The sequence below is a fragment of the Phytomonospora endophytica genome (assembly GCF_014202425.1).
GTDB classification, from domain to species: Bacteria; Actinomycetota; Actinomycetes; order Mycobacteriales; family Micromonosporaceae; genus Phytomonospora; species Phytomonospora endophytica.
This window is the reverse complement of the sequence record NZ_JACHGT010000005.1, coordinates 73496-88064: the sequence shown is the minus strand read 5'-3', so window position 1 is coordinate 88064 and position 14569 is coordinate 73496. Positions and strand designations below refer to the sequence as shown.

Sequence of the window (14569 nt, the reverse complement as noted above, 5' to 3'; positions counted from 1 at the left end):
GGCCGGTCGCGGCGGCCAGGTCCCGACCTGTTTTGCGAGGGTGAGGGGCCTCCTCACCGGGCAGCGGGAAGCCCCCGGCCAATCCTGCCCCGAACCCAGGAGACCGAAGCCCTCAGTCGCTCAACCTGAACGCCCGCGTCTCCACGATCTCACCCCGGTAGCGCGCGAGCTGGCGGTCGATGTGCGCCGCCGCCTCCGGAATGTCCGTCTCCAGGTTCTCGGCGTAGCGGGCGGCGCCGTGGCAGGCCGGGAAGCCGTGCCGTCCGTCGGCGTAGTCGACCTCGTACCAGTCGGGGTGCGGGTCGTAGGGCGAGCCGAAGCCGCGGCCGTCCAGGGTCGGCACGATGTCGTGCTGGTTGGTCACGCTGGCCACCCACAGGGACGCGTCCAGCGGGCTGCGGTAGTCGATGGGGGCGCCGACGGCGACGAGGTGCGTGAACCGGTAGCGCTCCACGAGTTCCTCGTCCTCGACCAGGTTCATCGCCACGACGCCGCCCTGGCTGTGGCTGATCAGCGCGACCTCGGCGCCGGCGGGTACACCGGCCTGCGCGAAGAGCGAGCGCATGGCCCGCGTGTAGGCCGCGTCGGTCAGCTGGGTGTTGCGGATGGCGCCGACGAGGTCCATGGCGGCGTCGCCGTCGACGGTGTCGGCGGTCAGGCCGGGCAGCACCAGGACGAAGCGTTCGGCGCCGTCGCGGCCGCGGATCCGGTGCAGCAGGGCATACCCGAAGGGCCGCATCAGCCTGATGTTGCGCATGTGCGCCACGATCGTTCCGTCGTCCTCGATCAGCGAGGCGACCGCGGGCGTCAGCTCGACGGGTTCGGCGCTGCCTCCGCCGTGCTCCAGGGCCGAGCCCCAGGTCAGCGGCATTCCCAGGACCGGTTCGCAGGTCATGGGCTTGCCGGTGGCGAAGTTCCAGCCGACGGCGTCGTTGAAGGGGTTGTCGTCGAGCAGCGCGATCAGCCCGGACAGCTCGATGAAGACCGGCGCGATCGCCCCGAGCGCCTCACCCGTCCCACGTTCGGCGAGCATCCGGCGGAAGCGTCCGACGGCCTCGGCCTGCCGGTCGCCTTCCACGGCGTCGATCAGCGCGGCCATGTCGTGGTCGGCGAACAGTTCGGGGTGCATGCGCGCCAGGCCCCGGATGCGCGCCTTCAGCGCGGTGGCCGCGACCAGCGCGGGCAGGCTCTCGCCGCCGCCGGCGCCGGTCAGCATGGCGACGACCTTGCCCAGCTTCGTCGTCTCGGTCCCGCAGCCGAGGCCTTCGGCTCCGGCGATGATCCTGGTCAGCAGCGCGGTGACCCGCGCTCCCGTGCGGGGACTGGCCGCCAGCGAGCGCAGCAGCGCCGGGTCGCCGAGCAGCGCGGTGAGGCGGCCGGCGGTCGTCGCGATCTGTTCGGCGCAGACGCCCAGGTCGCGGGCCAGGAGCATCAGCTCCTCGGTCTCGTGCGGCGCCGACTCGCCGGGCTCGTGGCCGTGCAGGTGCCGGGTGTGGACGTGCGCGTGGCCCTGGCTCATCGGCTTCCCCGGCTCTTCCGCCGTGAGCGGTGAAGCGCGAAGGCCCCCGCCCCGAGGACGGCGCCGATACCGGCCACCGCGGCCAGTTCGGGCAGGTGGCGCCGGTAGGCGGGTTCCTCGATCGCGCGGGAGTGCTCTTCGAGCACCTCCGCCAGCCGGTCGAGCTGCCGGGCCACCGACTGGCAGCGGGCGCTGTGGGCGTCGAGTTCGGCGCTGAGCACCGGGTCGGGCGCCGCGGCCGGCATCTCGGTGAGCGCCACCGCCTGCCGGAGCATGCGGTCGGCCTCGGCCGAGACGAGTTCGGACATGGTGAGCACGCGTCTCGGATCTGCTGGCATGGCTGTCCCCCCGGGTCGCCGACCATCGGCCTAGGGTGACGCTAATGCCCCACCCGCCCGGTTCACCCTAGTTCACCCGAAAGCGGCGCATCCTCCGGCGAGCAGGAGCGTCCCGACGACGGCGCCGACGAGGACGCCGACGCCGAGCTGGCGGGTCTTCGGGCTGAACATCAGGCCGAAGGCCGCGGCGAAGCACAGGGGGGTGGCGACGAGGCTGGAGAAGGAGCCCATCGCGAAGAAGTCGCCGATCGTGCCGCCCGAGACGGCCAGGAGGCCGAGGATCGTCGCGAGCACCACCTGGGCGATGAGGCCCAGGAGGGCGCCCGCGACGATCCGGCGACGCGCCAGGGTCGGGTCGGGGCGTGCGGCATAGCCGTAGCGGCTGTCGTTGTGGACCACCCGCCTACCGTACTCAGCGCCGCCAAACCCGCCCTCGCCTCAACGGGCGGCGGGAGCCGGCGCCAGGGCGTAGGTGAGGGCGTCGACGAGGGCGTGCCAGCTGGCCTCGACGACGTTCTCGTGCACGCCGACGGTGGTCCAGTCGCGGTCCTCGGCGCTGGAGTCGATCAGGACGCGCGTCACCGCGGCCGTCCCGTGCGAACCGGCGAGGATGCGCACCTTGTAGTCGGCCAGTTCGACCTCGGCCAGCGCCGGGTGGTGGCGCTGGAGGGCCTGGCGGAGCGCGGAGTCGAGGGCGTTGACGGGACCGTTGCCCTCGGCGGTGGCGATGACGCGTTCGCCGCGGACACGGACCTTGACGGTGGCCTCGCTGACCACGGCGCCGTCCTCGCGGTGTTCCACGATGACGCGGTAGGACTCCAGGGAGAAGGGCGCGGGGACCGTGTCGTCGAGTTCCTCGCGGACGAGGAGTTCGAAGGACGCGTCGGCGGCCTCGAAGGACCAGCCGGCGGCCTCCAGCTCCTTGACCTTGCTGGTGACCCGCGCGGTGACGTCGGGACGGCCGGTCAGGTCGAGACCGAGCTCGGCGCTCTTGAGCTCGATGCTGGCCCGACCGGCCATCTCGGTGACGAGGACCCGCATGTCGTTGCCGACCACGGCCGGATCGACATGGTTGTAGAGCTCCGGGTCCACTTTGATCGCGCTCGCGTGCAGTCCCGCCTTGTGGGCGAAGGCCGCGTGTCCCACGTACGCCTGATGGGTGTCGGGGGCGAGGTTGGCGATCTCGGCGATGGCGTGCGATACACGCGTCATCTTGGCCAGGCCGCCGCCGGGTAGGACGGGCAGCCCGAGTTTGAGCGCGAGGTTCCCGGCGACGGCGAACAGGTCGGCGTTGCCGGGACGTTCGCCGTAGCCGTTGGCGGTGCACTGGGCGTGCATGGCACCGGCCTTGACGGCGGTGACGGTGTTGGCCACGGCGCAGGAGGTGTCGTTCTGGCAGTGGATGCCGAGCCGGACGCTCTTCCCGGCGGGCAGGGTCCCGTCGAGCGCGGCACGCAGTTCGGTGACGATCTCGGTGACGTCGTGCGGGAGCATGCCGCCGTTGGTGTCGCAGAGGACGACGACGTCGGCGCCCGCCGTCAAGGCGGTGCGGACGACCTCGGTGCCGTGGCCGGGGTCGTCGCGGTAGCCGTCGAAGAAGTGCTCACAGTCGAGGAAGACCTTGCGGCCCTGGGCGACGGCGTAGGAGACGGTGTCGGAGATCATGGCCAGGTTCTCTTCGACCGTGGTGCGCAGGGCCCGCCGGATGTGGCGGACGTCGGACTTGGCGACCAGGCACAGTGCCGAGGTGCCGGCGTCGAGGAGGGCCTTGACCTGCGGGTCGTCCTCGACGGCGCGGCCCGCCTTGCGGGTGGCGCCGAAGGCCACCAGGGTGGCGTTCTTCAGGTCGAGTTCGTGGCGGGCCCGGCGGAAGAACTCGGTGTCGCTGGGCAGCGCTCCCGGCCAGCCGCCTTCGATGTAGTCCACGCCGAGGTCGTCGAGCAGCCTCGCGACGGCGAGCTTGTCGGCCACCGAATAGCCGATCCCCTCGCGTTGTGCGCCGTCGCGAAGGGTCGTGTCGTAGAGATGGAACTCGTCGGCGGGCTCGCTCATCAGGGGGCCGTCCTTTCGTCCGCTGCGGCCTTGCCGCGTTGACTCGTGCTTGCCTGAACCTGGAAAACAAGAAGACCCCCCGTGGTCACGGGAGGTCTGCGCGCTGTGGGTCTGTTCGACAGCGCGCTAAGGGCCGATAATGAGGTGGAGGCTCACGGCGACCACTATGCCAGCGGCTTCCAGATCTTGGCGAGAATTCCCACATCGCGGTATACGCGGCGTGTCGGGAACCCAACGCTTAGATCTTCCCGGGCATGCGATGATCCTCAGCGTGGCCGCGAGGATGAATGACGAAGCCAAACCCCCACGAAGAACAAGCCCGGGCGACAACGGGTCGCAGGGAGGCGGTGCGCGATGACACGCGATGACGATCTTCTGGTTTTCGGCGGCTCGGCGAGCCCGGTACTCACCGAGAACATCTGCCGGCACATGGGCATCCAGGCCGGTCTCGGGGAGGTCCTGCAGTTCTCCGACGGGAACCTCTTCGTCAAGGTCGGTGAGAACGTCCGCGGACGGCACGCCTATCTGGTGCAGTCGACGGTCTTCCCCGCCAACGACCACTTCATGGAGCTGCTGTTCTGGGTGGACGCCCTCAAGCGCGCGTCGGCCGCTTCGGTGACCGTGGTGATGCCGTACTTCAGTTATGCCAAGGGCGACAAGAAGGACGAGCCGAGAGTCTCGATCAGGGCCAGGGTCTGCGCCCAGTCCATCGAGGCCGCCGGAGCCGATCGCGTCGTGACCCTGGACCTGCACGCACCGCAGATCCAGGGTTTTTTCGGCATTCCGGTCGATGACCTCTACGCCCTGCCGACCCTGACCGAGGCGATCTCCGCCGAGGGACTCACCGACCTGGTCGTCGTCTCCCCCGACGCCGGTTTCGCCAAGAAGGCCCGCATGTTCGCCCGCAGGCTCGACGCCCCGCTGGCGATCGCCGACAAGGAGCGGGTCGACCACAGCGAGGCCGCGCGGGTGATCGACCTGATCGGCGACGTCCGCGACCGGCACGCGCTGATCGTCGACGACTTCACCATCACCGCCGGCACCCTCGCCGAGGTCGCCGAGTGCCTCATCGACAAGGGCGCCAAGTCGGTGCGTGCCGCGGTCTCGCACGGCGTGTTCACCGGCAAGGCCATGCACCGTTTGGACATGAGCCCGATCGAGACGCTGTGGGTGACCGACACCGTCGAGAACCAGCCGGTCGAGTTCTCCCCCAAGGTGCGCGTGGCCTCGGTCGCGCCGCTGTTCGCCGAGGCGATCTCCCGGATCCACCGTCGCGAGAGTCTGAGCGTGCTCTTCGACCAGTGACCCGACGACCGAGGGGCGCGGTGCCGGCCGGTGCCGCGCCCTTCGGCGTTCCCGGTGATCTCTCCCACTCGGCCCGACCGCGCCTTCGGCCGCGTCCCACCTTTACGGCATACTTTGGAACGACTCCAGAAAGCGACTTAACGCGCTGGCGTCTTCACCGATCGTCACCTTCCAAGGAGTGCCACAACGTGCTTACCGTCGGCGACCACTTCCCGGCCTACGAGCTGACCGCCTGCGTCTCGCTCGACCCCGAGAAGGCCTTCGAGACCATCGACAACAAGTCCTACGAAGGCAAGTGGCGCGTCCTGTTCGCGTGGCCGAAGGACTTCACCTTCATCTGTCCGACCGAGATCGCCGAGTTCGGCCGCCTCAACGGCGAGTTCGCCGACCGCGACGCCCAGGTGCTCGGCTGGTCGGTGGACAACGAGTTCGTGCACTTCGCGTGGCGCAAGGACCACCCCGACCTGCGCGAACTCCCCTTCCCGATGCTCTCCGACGTCAAGCGCGAGCTGACCGAGGCCGCGGGCGTCCTCGGCGAGGACGGCGTCGCCCAGCGCGCCACGTTCATCGTCGACCCGAACAACGAGATCCAGTTCGCCATGGTCACGGCCGGTTCGGTCGGCCGCAACGTCGCCGAGGTCCTGCGGGTCCTCGACGCGCTGCAGACCGACGAGCTGTGCCCGTGCAACTGGAACAAGGGCACGGACACCCTCGACGCCCAGAAGCTGATGGCGGGCTAGGTCCCATGGGCATCGACACGATCAAGGAATCCCTCCCCGCCTACGCCAAGGACACGCGGCTGAACCTGGGCTCGGTGACGACCACGTCGTCGCTGACGCCGCAGCGGCTGTGGGGCGCACTCGTCGCGACGGCCGTCGCGGCCCGCAACGCCGTCGTGCTGCGCGAGGTCGTCGAGGAGGCCGCCAAGAACGTCTCCCCCGAGGCGATCGAAGCGGCGAAGGCGGCCGCCTCGATCATGGCGATGAACAACATCTACTACCGGGGCAAGCACCTCATCGGCGATGAGGCCTACCAGTCCCTGCCCGCGCGGCTGCGCATGCAGGTGATCGGGAACCCGGGCGTCGACAAGGTCGACTTCGAGCTGTGGTGCCTGGCCGTCTCGGCCGTCACCGGCTGCGGGGTCTGCCTGGAGTCGCACGAGAAGGCGCTGGTCAAGGCCGGCGCCTCCCGCGAGCACGTGCACGACGCGCTGCGCGTCGCCGCGGTCGTGCACGCCGCCGCGGTCACGCTCGACGCAGAAGCCGCACTGGCCGGCTGAGAGGCCTTAGACGCACCGACGGCCCGCGTCCCGTGAGGGAGGCGGGCCGTCGGCGTGTTCACTGCATCGCGTTGCTGATGGCGGGATTGGACATCCCCGTGTTCGAGCCCGCCTCGGTCACGGCGCTGTTGACGACGTTGGGCAGGGCCTTGATGACGGCGAAGCCGTTGCCGAGCGCCTGGACGGCGATCTTGGCCTTGTCCAGGATCTTGGCGATCGCCTGGAAGATCTGGCTGCCCCGGCGCATCGCCGAGGTCACCTGGAGTACCGCGCGACTGTAGGACATCAGGCTCTCGGCGACGAAGACGCCGATGGAGCCGCCGAAGGAGATGCCCGAGGTGGCGGCGGCCACCATCCAGGCGATGATCCGGCCCGAGACCCACGAGCTGATGATGCCCTTGATGACGTCCTGGGCGACACCGGCGAGGGCCTTGGCGAGTTCGAGGACGCTCTCCAGGGAGGCGATCTGGCCGCCGACGGCGGCGATGGCGTCGCCGAACTCGTCGAGGCGCTTCTTGGCGATGGTCGCGGCCTCGCCGACCCAGCCGGGCATGTCCTTGGCGCCGACCTCCTTGACCTTCTCGGCCATGGGTTCCAGCGCGTCGCGCACGCGGCCCCACTTGTCGATCTCGGCGCCCATCCGCTCGGGGTTGCCGGTGACCATGCCGAGCATGTCCTCAAGGGGCTGGATGAAGTCGATGAGGAAGCCGATGCCCGCGTTGACCAGGAAACCGATCGGGTCGACCATGAGCAGGCCGATGTTGGCCGCCATGTCGGTGATCTGGATGCCGACGTCCATGACGCTGCCGGAGATGTCCTCGCCCTTGGCGAGGTTCCCGAAGGCGCTGCTCATCCCGTCGACGTTGCTGTACAGCGGGACGCTGTCCTTGAGGTTGTCGCCGCTGGTGTCGAAGTAGCTGTTTCCCGACCCGAAGTCACCGCCGAGCAGCGAGGGGGACGAGTCGCCGTGGCCCTCGTCGTTGGTGACGTCGGTGTCCTTGCTGGTGTCCGGTTCTCCCATGGCGGTTCCTTAGATGCGTTCGCGCGTGCCGGGTACGCGAGGTTCAGGCGGGGGCGGGGGTGTCACTTGCCGTCGAGCCGACGCTGGATGGCCTCCATCGTCGTCGTGTTGTCCTCTTCCTTGGTCCGGTAGGAGTCCGCGCAGATCTTGATGCGCTCGGCGTGGGCGTCGAGGGCCTCGTGCATGTCCTTGAGGTGCCCGTGGACGTCGTCGGCGGTCTGGAAGTAGGACGAGGCCAGGAACGACCCGAGCGCTCCCCAGACGAACCAGTCCGGGTTGGAGTCGGCGGCGAGGGCGGCGGCGGCCTCACCGTCCTTCGAGAGTCCGCGCAGGTTCGACTGCGCGGTGGCGAGCTCGTCGAGCTTCACGTGGAAACTCATGTGTCAACTCCGCTCTCTCGCGCGCGGCCGGCGCGCGGCGGGGGACGGCGCCGGGGGTACGCCGCACTCGGAACACCGTAGTGCTCCAAGACCATTTACGCACGCTCGGGCTCACGCGGATTTCACCAGCGGCATTCGCCCGAGAGGTCCTCGTTGCGGTCGGCGAGGTCGACGACGGTCTCCGGCCAGCCGTGCTCCCACCAGTGCGCGATCCGCCAGCGCAGGCGCCTCGGCCACACGGGCAGCCTCGCGATCTCGCCGACGGGCACCCATACCGGTTCCCCGCCGTCGAGGTCGAGGTCGGCGGGGTCGCCGAACTCGCCGCTGACCTCGGCGAGGAAGTAGTGGTCGAGGAAAAGGCCGGGCAGGCGCGCGCTGGTGCGCCAGACCCGGGCGATCCGCCGGCCGGGCACCGCGACCAGGCCGGTCTCCTCGGCGAGTTCGCGGCGGACGGTCTCTTCGAGGGTCTCGCCGTCCTCGACGCCTCCACCGGGGATCTCGTAGACGAGTCCCTGCTCGGTGGGGAGGGCGACGAGCAGCATCCGCCCGTCGCGGACCACGACGGCTCCGGCGCGCACGCGGGTGGGCGGCATCGGCTCGGGGTCGTCGGGGATGCCGTCGACGGCCGGTCCGCCGACGGCCTCACGGAGGAGCCGTTCGGCGGCGCCGAGGGGGCGGATCGCGGCGTGCAGGGCTTCGGTGAGGGGGACCCCGACGGCCTCGGTGAGACCGTCGGGGACGAGGTAACCGTCCCCGGTGGGGACGAGGTGAACGGTCGTTTCGGGCATCGGGCCAATCTAACCCTCGGCCGCGGCCCAGATCTCGCGCCAGAATCCGCAGCCGTGCCGGGCGTCCTGGTCGACCGGGGCGATCGCGCCCGGAGCGAGTGCGACGGGGCCCCCGTCGTCGTACACGGGCCAGGCGGGCAGTCCCCGGCCGTTGGGGTCGCCGTGGCGCGCGAAGTTCGACCAGTAGGCGACCATCCGCGCCGACAGCTTCTCCTGCGCGGGCGTCAGGTGGGGGTCGCCGGGTGCGGCCCACAGGTAGGCGAGGTCGGAGGCGTGGGCGGCCCCGAGCGGGAAACTCGGCGTGGTGGGCAGAGTCGAGGGCGCGTTTTCGTCGGCGAACTCGTAGGCGTAGAGCGTCCCGCCGAACATGTCGTGGCGCTCCAGGACCGGACAGGCCCACATCGCGGCGGTCATGGCCGCCGACCAGGCCAGCGGCGGGCTGTCGTAGTCGGCGAGGGGGTAGCGGTCGAGGACCTTCGGTGCGGCCGCGCCGAAGCCGAGGGTCATCAGCTCGCGATAGTTCCCGGCGGTGATCGGGTTCCCGGCGAACTCGTAGAAGGCGGCGGCGACGTAGCGGCTCTCGTCGCGCGTCGTGCCGGAGAGGACCGGCACGGGTTCGCGCCCGCCTTCGGCGAACACGACGCGCGGGTCCTCCGGCAGGGCAGGGGTGCCGTAGGCCGGGCTGGCGTAGGCGAAGAACTCGCCGGTGGTCACCAGTCGATCGGGAGTCTGCTGGCGGAGGCAGGTCACGGCGTCGGCGCGGCCCGGGCAGAGCCGCTCGGCGGTCGCCGCGCCTCGCGCCGCGACGGCCTCCTGCGGTGACCAGGGCGGGAGCGGCGGCAGTCCGGGCAGCAGCGCCCCGCCGGGCAGGTCGCGGGTGCACAGCCCGCTCTGGATGATCGCGCCCTGGTAGAGACCCGAGGCCGCCGGTGAGGCCAGGTGCCCGCAGACGCTCTGGCCGCCCGCGGACTCGCCGACGATGGTCACGCGCCCCGGGTCGCCGCCGAAGGCGCGGATCTCGCGTTGCACCCAGCGCAGCGCGGCCTGCTGGTCGGCGATCCCGAAGGAACCCGAGCCGGGCAGTCCGGGATGCGCGAAGAAGCCGAGCATCCCCAGGCGGTAGTTGACGGTGACGACCACGACGTCGCCGCCGACGGCGAGGCGGCGCGGGTCGTAGTCGCCCGCGGACTCCTGAATGAAACCGCCGCCGTGGAACCAGACCATCACCGGCTTCGGACGGCCCGTGGAGCGCGGTGTGGCGACCTCCAGGTAGAGGCAGTCCTCCGTGCGGCTCGCCTTCCCGCCGGCGCCCGGTTCCTGCACGCAGCGGGCGGTCTCACCGGTGGCGTCGCGCACGCCGGACCAGGAGCGCGCCGGTCGCGGGTCCTCCCAGCGCAGGTCGCCGACGGGCGGTGCGGCGTAGGGGATCGCGCGGAACCAGCGGTGGTCGGCGCCGGCCTCCCCGCGCAGCCATCCGGCCGAGGTCCGCACCACGGTGGAGCGGCCGGTCTCCGTCGTCACGTCCGCCACGGCCGTTCCGGCGAGCACCGCCGTGACCGCGAGCAGCGCGGTCACGAGGAAAGTTCGTCGTCTCATCCTGTCCTCCCAGTTTTACAATGCGATCGCATGGTAAACCGGGCGAGCCTAGAATGGCAATGCGATTGCATGGTGAAGGTCGAGGGAAGGCGGCATGATGCCCAAGCAGGTCGACCACGCCGAGCGTCGGCGTCACCTCGCCGGGGCCGTGTGCCGGATCATCGCCACGCGCGGGCTCGACGCGGTCAGCCTGCGCGACGTCGCCACCGAGGCAGGCGTGTCGATGGGCGCCGTCCAGCACTACTTCAAGACCAAGGAGGACATGCTGGTCTTCGCCCTGGAGGACGTCAACGAGCGCGGTGCCGCGCGGGTCGCCGCCTACCTCGCGGACATCCCGGACGCCACCCCGCGCGACACCCTGCGCGGGGTCCTGCTGCAGATCATCCCCGTCGACGAGGAGAGCGCCGAGGCCGTCGCCGTCGGTCTGGCCTTCTGGACGAAGTCGACGAGCAGCCCGCGCCTGGCGGAGCACCTGCGGGAGGGCTACGGGAAACTGCGCGACCTCATCGTGTTCCTGCTCGAACGGTCGGGAACGGCCCCCGGCGTGAACGTCGCCGACGAGGCCGACGCGCTGTTCGCCCTCGCCGAGGGCCTCTCCTCACATGTACTGGTGGGGTTGCGCGACCAGGAGACCGCGGTCCGGATCCTCGACGCGCAACTCGCGCGCGTCCTGACCTAGACCAGTTCGCCGTCGCGGGCGACGATCCGGCCCGCCTTGACGACCAGCGAACGCACCGGCCGCAGGACGACGGCCTCGGCGGCGTTGCGCACGTCGACGACGACGAGGTCGGCACGGGCGCCTTCGACGATGCCGTAGTCGCCGAGACCGGTGACGCGAGCGCCGCCGAGAGTGGCGGCGTCGACGGCGAGGGCGATGTCGGCGTCCTCGGCGAAGCCGGAGTGCTTGGCCTGGAAGAGGGCGCGCTCCAGCATGTCGCCGGTGCCGTACGGGCTCCACAGGTCGCGGACGCCGTCGTTGCCGAGGGTGACCGGGACGCCCGCCTCGTACAGCGCCTTCAGCGGGAGCGCCGGGGAGGGCGCGGTCGTGGCCAGGCTGATCCCGGCACCGGCGAGCCCGGCGACGAGGCGGTCGCGGGTCTCGGGGTCGGCGCCCGCGAGGGCGAAGCCGTGGCTGATGGTGACCTTCCCGGCGAGCCCCAGGGCGCGCGTGCGCTCGATGATCAGCTCGAACTGGAAGACGCCGAGCGTCCCGCGATCGTGCAGGTGGATGTCGACGCCCGTGCCGTGCCGCGCGGCCAGCTCGAAGATGACGTCGAGGTGCTTGACCGGGTCGCGGTCGACACCGGCCGGGTCGATGCCGCCGATGTGCTCGACGCCCTGCTTGAGGGCCTCTTCGAGGAGTTCGGCGGTGCCGGGGCTGATGAGCATGCCGGTCTGCGGGAAGGCGACGAGCTCGGCGGTGATGCGACCGTCGAGGCGTTCCAGGGCGGCGCGGACGGCGACGACCGAGCCGAGGCCGACCTCGGGGTCGACGTCGACGTGGGAGCGCACGTGGGTCGTGCCGAGCGTGACCATGTGGCTCAGCAGAGCGGTGATGTAGTCGGCGCTGGGGATGCCGAGCTCGGGGCGGCGGACCTGCCCGTTGCGGATCTTGTTCATCAGCCCGGGCGGCGCCGAGTGCGGCACCCACGGCCCGCCCCACAGGGTCTTGTCGAGGTGGGCGTGGCCGTCGACGAAGCCCGGCAGGACGAGACGTCCGCGCAGGTCCTCGACGGTCGCGCCGGGCGCGTCGATGGACGGCGCGATGGAGGCGACGCGGCCGTCGCGGAGCAGGAGGTCGGTGCGGACACCGTCGACGGTGGCGTCGCGCAGGAGCAGCTCGGTCATGGTGGTCCTCTCGCGGGGGTCGTAGAGTTAACGGTATACCACTATCCTCGGGGTGTGGACTAGTAGCGTCGACCCCCTCATCCGCCGGCAGCGAGGAACGACGTGACCGACAACGGACGACCGGGGGCACTGCGCGACCGCGTGTACGAGACCCTGCGCCGCCGCATCATCGAGGCGACCGCGCCGCCGGGGCTCCGGCTCGTCGAACGCGATCTGGCCGCCGAACTGGAGGTCTCCCGCATTCCCCTGCGCGAGGCGCTGCGCTTGCTGGCCGCCGACGGTCTCGTCGTCACCGTCCCGGGCCGCGGCACGATCGTGAGCCCTTTCACGCCCGACGACGTCCGTGATCTCTTCGACGTCCGGGAGAGCCTGGAGGCCCTCACCGCGCGGCTGGCCGCCGAACGCGCCGACGGCGAGGGCCTCGCCCGGCTGCGCGGTCATCTCGACGGGGCGCGGGCGGCCATGGCCGCCGGTGATCGCGCCGGGGTCACCGAGGCGAACGCCGACTTCCATGACGAGCTGGTCGCGATCGCGGGAAACGCCCTGCTCAGCACGCTCGCCCGGCCGCTGTCGGGCCGTTTGCGCCGGCTGTTCCATCTCACCGCCGACCGCGACCAGGCCGTCCAGTGCACCGAGCACGAGGAGCTGTACGCGGCGATCGCCGCCGGGGACGCCGGGCTGGCCGCGGATCACGCCGCGCGTCATGTCGCCGGTGGTCGTGAGCATTCGCTGGCGGCCGCGGCGGACTGGTCGCGTCTGGACGCGGAGAGCCTGACGCGCACTCGCCGTCGCCGGGCTCAGCCTTCGACGGGGATCTCGACGTAGGTCGAGGCGCCTCGTGTGAGGACGGCCTGTCCGGCGGTGGCTTCGGCGGCCCAGGTCGTGAAGGCGTGGAGTTCGTCGTCGGGGACGTAGACGTCTTGTGCGACGCCGGTGCCGTAGCGGGTGTCGCCGAGCCGGTGGCCGCGTGCGTGGAGGTCGCCGATGAGGCGTCCGGCGCGGGTGTGGTCGACGTCGATGGTCACGATGGTGACGGGGACGCGTTCGACGGCGCCGACGTCGTCGAGGGCGGCGGTGACGGATTGGCCGTAGGCGCGGACGAGGCCGCCGGCGCCGAGTTTGACGCCGCCGAAGTAGCGGGTGACGACGGCGACGGTGTCGGTGAGGCCGCGCCGGTGGAGGACTTCCAGCATGGGGACGCCGGCGGTGCCGGCGGGTTCGCCGTCGTCGTTGCTCTTGCCGAGTTCGGCGTGTTCGCCGAGGACGTAGGCGGTGCAGTTGTGGGTGGCGGCGCGGTGTTCGCGGCGTCGTGCGGCGATGAAGGCGGCGGCGTCGTCCTCGGTGGAGACGCGGGCGACGGCGCAGATGAAGCGCGAGCGCCGGATCTCGATCTCGGTGACGCCGCCGCGACTGATCATCCGCATGGCGCCATCATGCCGTGAGGCGACGGCGACGGTCGAGCGGTAACAGGGATGGGCTGGGGCGTGGCGGGGACCTGGCGTTGGTGCGAGCGCGAGTCGCACCGACTTCCGCCCGCCGACGCGGGGGGCCTCGCGCGTGGAGGCCCGGGCCGGGGATCCGGCTTCGCCGAGGCACCACGTCGGGGCCCGGCCGCAGGGGTCTCCTGTCTGGCGAGTCTCGCTTCGCTCGCGCACCCTGGCCGGGGACGCGGCACCGGCGGCGGGCCGCAGCCCGATCCCATGCCCGGCAGGCGGTTTCGTTCGCGCCGCCCGAACAGGCACAGGCCCTTAAAAGCCCACCCCCCAAGGCCGGGGACCCAAGACACACCCCACAAGCGTGAGCCTCGCTTCGCGGCCCACTCGGGCCCGGGAACCTAAGACGCGGCCCGGCGAGCGCGAGCCTCGCTTCGCTCACCCGCCCACCCACGCGGAGAACACAGCCACGTGTCCCACTCACGCCGAGACCCACCCGAACGCCCCCACTCAGGGCGAGCCTCGCTCCGCTCGCCCACGCAGGCCGGGAACCCGGCGGCGTTTCCGCGCCCTGGCCGGGGACGCGGCACCGGCGGCGGGCCGCAGCCCGATCCCATACCCGGCAGGCGGTTTCGTTCGCGCCGCCCCAACAAGCACAGGCCCTTAAAAGCCCACCCACCAAGGCCGGGAACCCAAGACGCCGATCCCACGAGCGTGAGCCTCGCTTCGCTCGCCCACGCAGGCCAGGGAACCCGCGCGCAGCAGTCTCACCAAGGCCGAGTCTCGCTTCGCTCGCCCGCCCACACAGGGAACCCGGCCGCAGCGGCCCCGCCAAGGCCGAGCCCCGCTTCGCGGCTCACCCACGCCGGGGACCCGGCACCGGCGGCGGGCCGCAGCCCGATCCCATGCCCGGCAGGCGGTTTCGTTCGCGCCGCCCAAACAAGCACAGGCCCTTAAAACCTCACCCACCCAAGACCAGGAACCCAGACACGGCCCCCGCGAGCGCGAGC

General features: G+C 71.2%; 15 protein-coding genes. 5 read left to right on the top strand and 10 right to left on the bottom strand.

Translation table 11 applies throughout. From position 1 onward, the window contains the following. Positions 1 to 112: 112 nt before the first annotated feature. From HNR73_RS12280 to cimA, 4 genes are all read right to left on the bottom strand, one after another. Positions 113 to 1519, bottom strand: coding sequence for a hypothetical protein (locus HNR73_RS12280; protein WP_184787530.1), 1407 nt, complete (start codon positions 1517 to 1519; stop codon positions 113 to 115). Then, positions 1516 to 1857, bottom strand: coding sequence for a hypothetical protein (locus HNR73_RS12275; protein ID WP_184787529.1), 342 nt, complete (start codon positions 1855 to 1857; stop codon positions 1516 to 1518). The genes HNR73_RS12280 and HNR73_RS12275 overlap by 4 nt, the downstream gene beginning before the upstream one ends. A gap of 72 nt (positions 1858 to 1929) precedes the next feature. Further along, positions 1930 to 2256, bottom strand: coding sequence for a hypothetical protein (locus HNR73_RS12270; RefSeq protein WP_184787528.1), 327 nt, complete (start codon positions 2254 to 2256; stop codon positions 1930 to 1932). Positions 2257 to 2295: 39 nt separating this feature from the next. Further along, the gene (gene cimA / locus HNR73_RS12265) at positions 2296 to 3909 is read right to left on the bottom strand and encodes a citramalate synthase (protein WP_184787527.1); all 1614 of its coding nucleotides are present in this window, start codon (positions 3907 to 3909) and stop codon (positions 2296 to 2298) included. A 354-nt stretch (positions 3910 to 4263) separates the two neighbouring features. Here cimA and HNR73_RS12260 point away from each other — a divergent pair, with 354 nt between their 5' ends. From HNR73_RS12260 to ahpD, 3 genes are all read left to right on the top strand, one after another. Then, positions 4264 to 5214, top strand: a complete 951-nt coding sequence (locus HNR73_RS12260; protein ID WP_184787526.1) for a ribose-phosphate diphosphokinase — start codon at positions 4264 to 4266, stop codon at positions 5212 to 5214. 188 nt (positions 5215 to 5402) lie between these two features. Next, positions 5403 to 5954, top strand: coding sequence for a peroxiredoxin (locus tag HNR73_RS12255; RefSeq protein ID WP_184787525.1), 552 nt, complete (start codon positions 5403 to 5405; stop codon positions 5952 to 5954). Between the two features lie 5 nt (positions 5955 to 5959). Next, complete coding sequence (gene ahpD, locus HNR73_RS12250; RefSeq protein ID WP_184787524.1) at positions 5960 to 6493, top strand: alkylhydroperoxidase, AhpD family; 534 nt, start codon at positions 5960 to 5962, stop codon at positions 6491 to 6493. 58 nt (positions 6494 to 6551) lie between these two features. On the opposite strand, the gene HNR73_RS12245 is transcribed toward ahpD, so the two are convergent. From HNR73_RS12245 to HNR73_RS12230, 4 genes are all read right to left on the bottom strand, one after another. After that, the gene (locus HNR73_RS12245) at positions 6552 to 7514 is read right to left on the bottom strand and encodes a hypothetical protein (RefSeq protein WP_184787523.1); all 963 of its coding nucleotides are present in this window, start codon (positions 7512 to 7514) and stop codon (positions 6552 to 6554) included. A gap of 62 nt (positions 7515 to 7576) precedes the next feature. After that, positions 7577 to 7894, bottom strand: a complete 318-nt coding sequence (locus tag HNR73_RS12240) for a hypothetical protein (RefSeq protein ID WP_184787522.1) — start codon at positions 7892 to 7894, stop codon at positions 7577 to 7579. A 122-nt stretch (positions 7895 to 8016) separates the two neighbouring features. Then, positions 8017 to 8682 (bottom strand): NUDIX domain-containing protein, encoded by a 666-nt coding sequence (locus HNR73_RS12235; protein ID WP_184787521.1) that lies wholly within the window; start codon positions 8680 to 8682, stop codon positions 8017 to 8019. A gap of 9 nt (positions 8683 to 8691) precedes the next feature. Further along, on the bottom strand, positions 8692 to 10278 hold the full coding sequence (locus HNR73_RS12230; protein WP_184787520.1) for a carboxylesterase/lipase family protein: 1587 nt from the start codon (positions 10276 to 10278) through the stop codon (positions 8692 to 8694). Between the two features lie 94 nt (positions 10279 to 10372). Here HNR73_RS12230 and HNR73_RS12225 point away from each other — a divergent pair, with 94 nt between their 5' ends. Continuing rightward, complete coding sequence (locus HNR73_RS12225; protein WP_184787519.1) at positions 10373 to 10957, top strand: TetR/AcrR family transcriptional regulator; 585 nt, start codon at positions 10373 to 10375, stop codon at positions 10955 to 10957. Here the strand turns inward: HNR73_RS12225 and HNR73_RS12220 are convergent. Continuing rightward, the gene (locus HNR73_RS12220; RefSeq protein ID WP_184787518.1) at positions 10954 to 12126 is read right to left on the bottom strand and encodes an amidohydrolase; all 1173 of its coding nucleotides are present in this window, start codon (positions 12124 to 12126) and stop codon (positions 10954 to 10956) included. The genes HNR73_RS12225 and HNR73_RS12220 overlap by 4 nt on opposite strands. Positions 12127 to 12228: 102 nt before the next feature. Between HNR73_RS12220 and HNR73_RS12215 the strand changes: the two genes are divergently transcribed. Continuing rightward, positions 12229 to 12951, top strand: a complete 723-nt coding sequence (locus HNR73_RS12215) for a GntR family transcriptional regulator (protein WP_203686672.1) — start codon at positions 12229 to 12231, stop codon at positions 12949 to 12951. On the opposite strand, the gene HNR73_RS12210 is transcribed toward HNR73_RS12215, so the two are convergent. Then, on the bottom strand, positions 12924 to 13550 hold the full coding sequence (locus HNR73_RS12210; RefSeq protein ID WP_184787517.1) for a YigZ family protein: 627 nt from the start codon (positions 13548 to 13550) through the stop codon (positions 12924 to 12926). The genes HNR73_RS12215 and HNR73_RS12210 overlap by 28 nt on opposite strands. Positions 13551 to 14569 lie beyond the last annotated feature (1019 nt).

Excerpts from the sequence above, each read along its gene's own strand:
- HNR73_RS12280 (WP_184787530.1), bottom strand. The coding sequence starts at position 1,519 with ATGAGCCAGGGCCACGCGCACGTCCACACCCGGCACCTGCACGGCCAC.
- HNR73_RS12240 (WP_184787522.1), bottom strand. The coding sequence starts at position 7,894 with ATGAGTTTCCACGTGAAGCTCGACGAGCTCGCCACCGCGCAGTCGAAC.
- HNR73_RS12275 (WP_184787529.1), bottom strand. The coding sequence starts at position 1,857 with ATGCCAGCAGATCCGAGACGCGTGCTCACCATGTCCGAACTCGTCTCG.
- HNR73_RS12210 (WP_184787517.1), bottom strand. The coding sequence starts at position 13,550 with ATGCGGATGATCAGTCGCGGCGGCGTCACCGAGATCGAGATCCGGCGC.
- HNR73_RS12245 (WP_184787523.1), bottom strand. The coding sequence starts at position 7,514 with ATGGGAGAACCGGACACCAGCAAGGACACCGACGTCACCAACGACGAG.
- HNR73_RS12225 (WP_184787519.1), top strand. The coding sequence starts at position 10,373 with ATGATGCCCAAGCAGGTCGACCACGCCGAGCGTCGGCGTCACCTCGCC.
- ahpD (WP_184787524.1), top strand. The coding sequence starts at position 5,960 with ATGGGCATCGACACGATCAAGGAATCCCTCCCCGCCTACGCCAAGGAC.
- HNR73_RS12260 (WP_184787526.1), top strand. The coding sequence starts at position 4,264 with ATGACACGCGATGACGATCTTCTGGTTTTCGGCGGCTCGGCGAGCCCG.
- HNR73_RS12220 (WP_184787518.1), bottom strand. The coding sequence starts at position 12,126 with ATGACCGAGCTGCTCCTGCGCGACGCCACCGTCGACGGTGTCCGCACC.
- cimA (WP_184787527.1), bottom strand. The coding sequence starts at position 3,909 with ATGAGCGAGCCCGCCGACGAGTTCCATCTCTACGACACGACCCTTCGC.
- HNR73_RS12230 (WP_184787520.1), bottom strand. The coding sequence starts at position 10,278 with ATGAGACGACGAACTTTCCTCGTGACCGCGCTGCTCGCGGTCACGGCG.
- HNR73_RS12235 (WP_184787521.1), bottom strand. The coding sequence starts at position 8,682 with ATGCCCGAAACGACCGTTCACCTCGTCCCCACCGGGGACGGTTACCTC.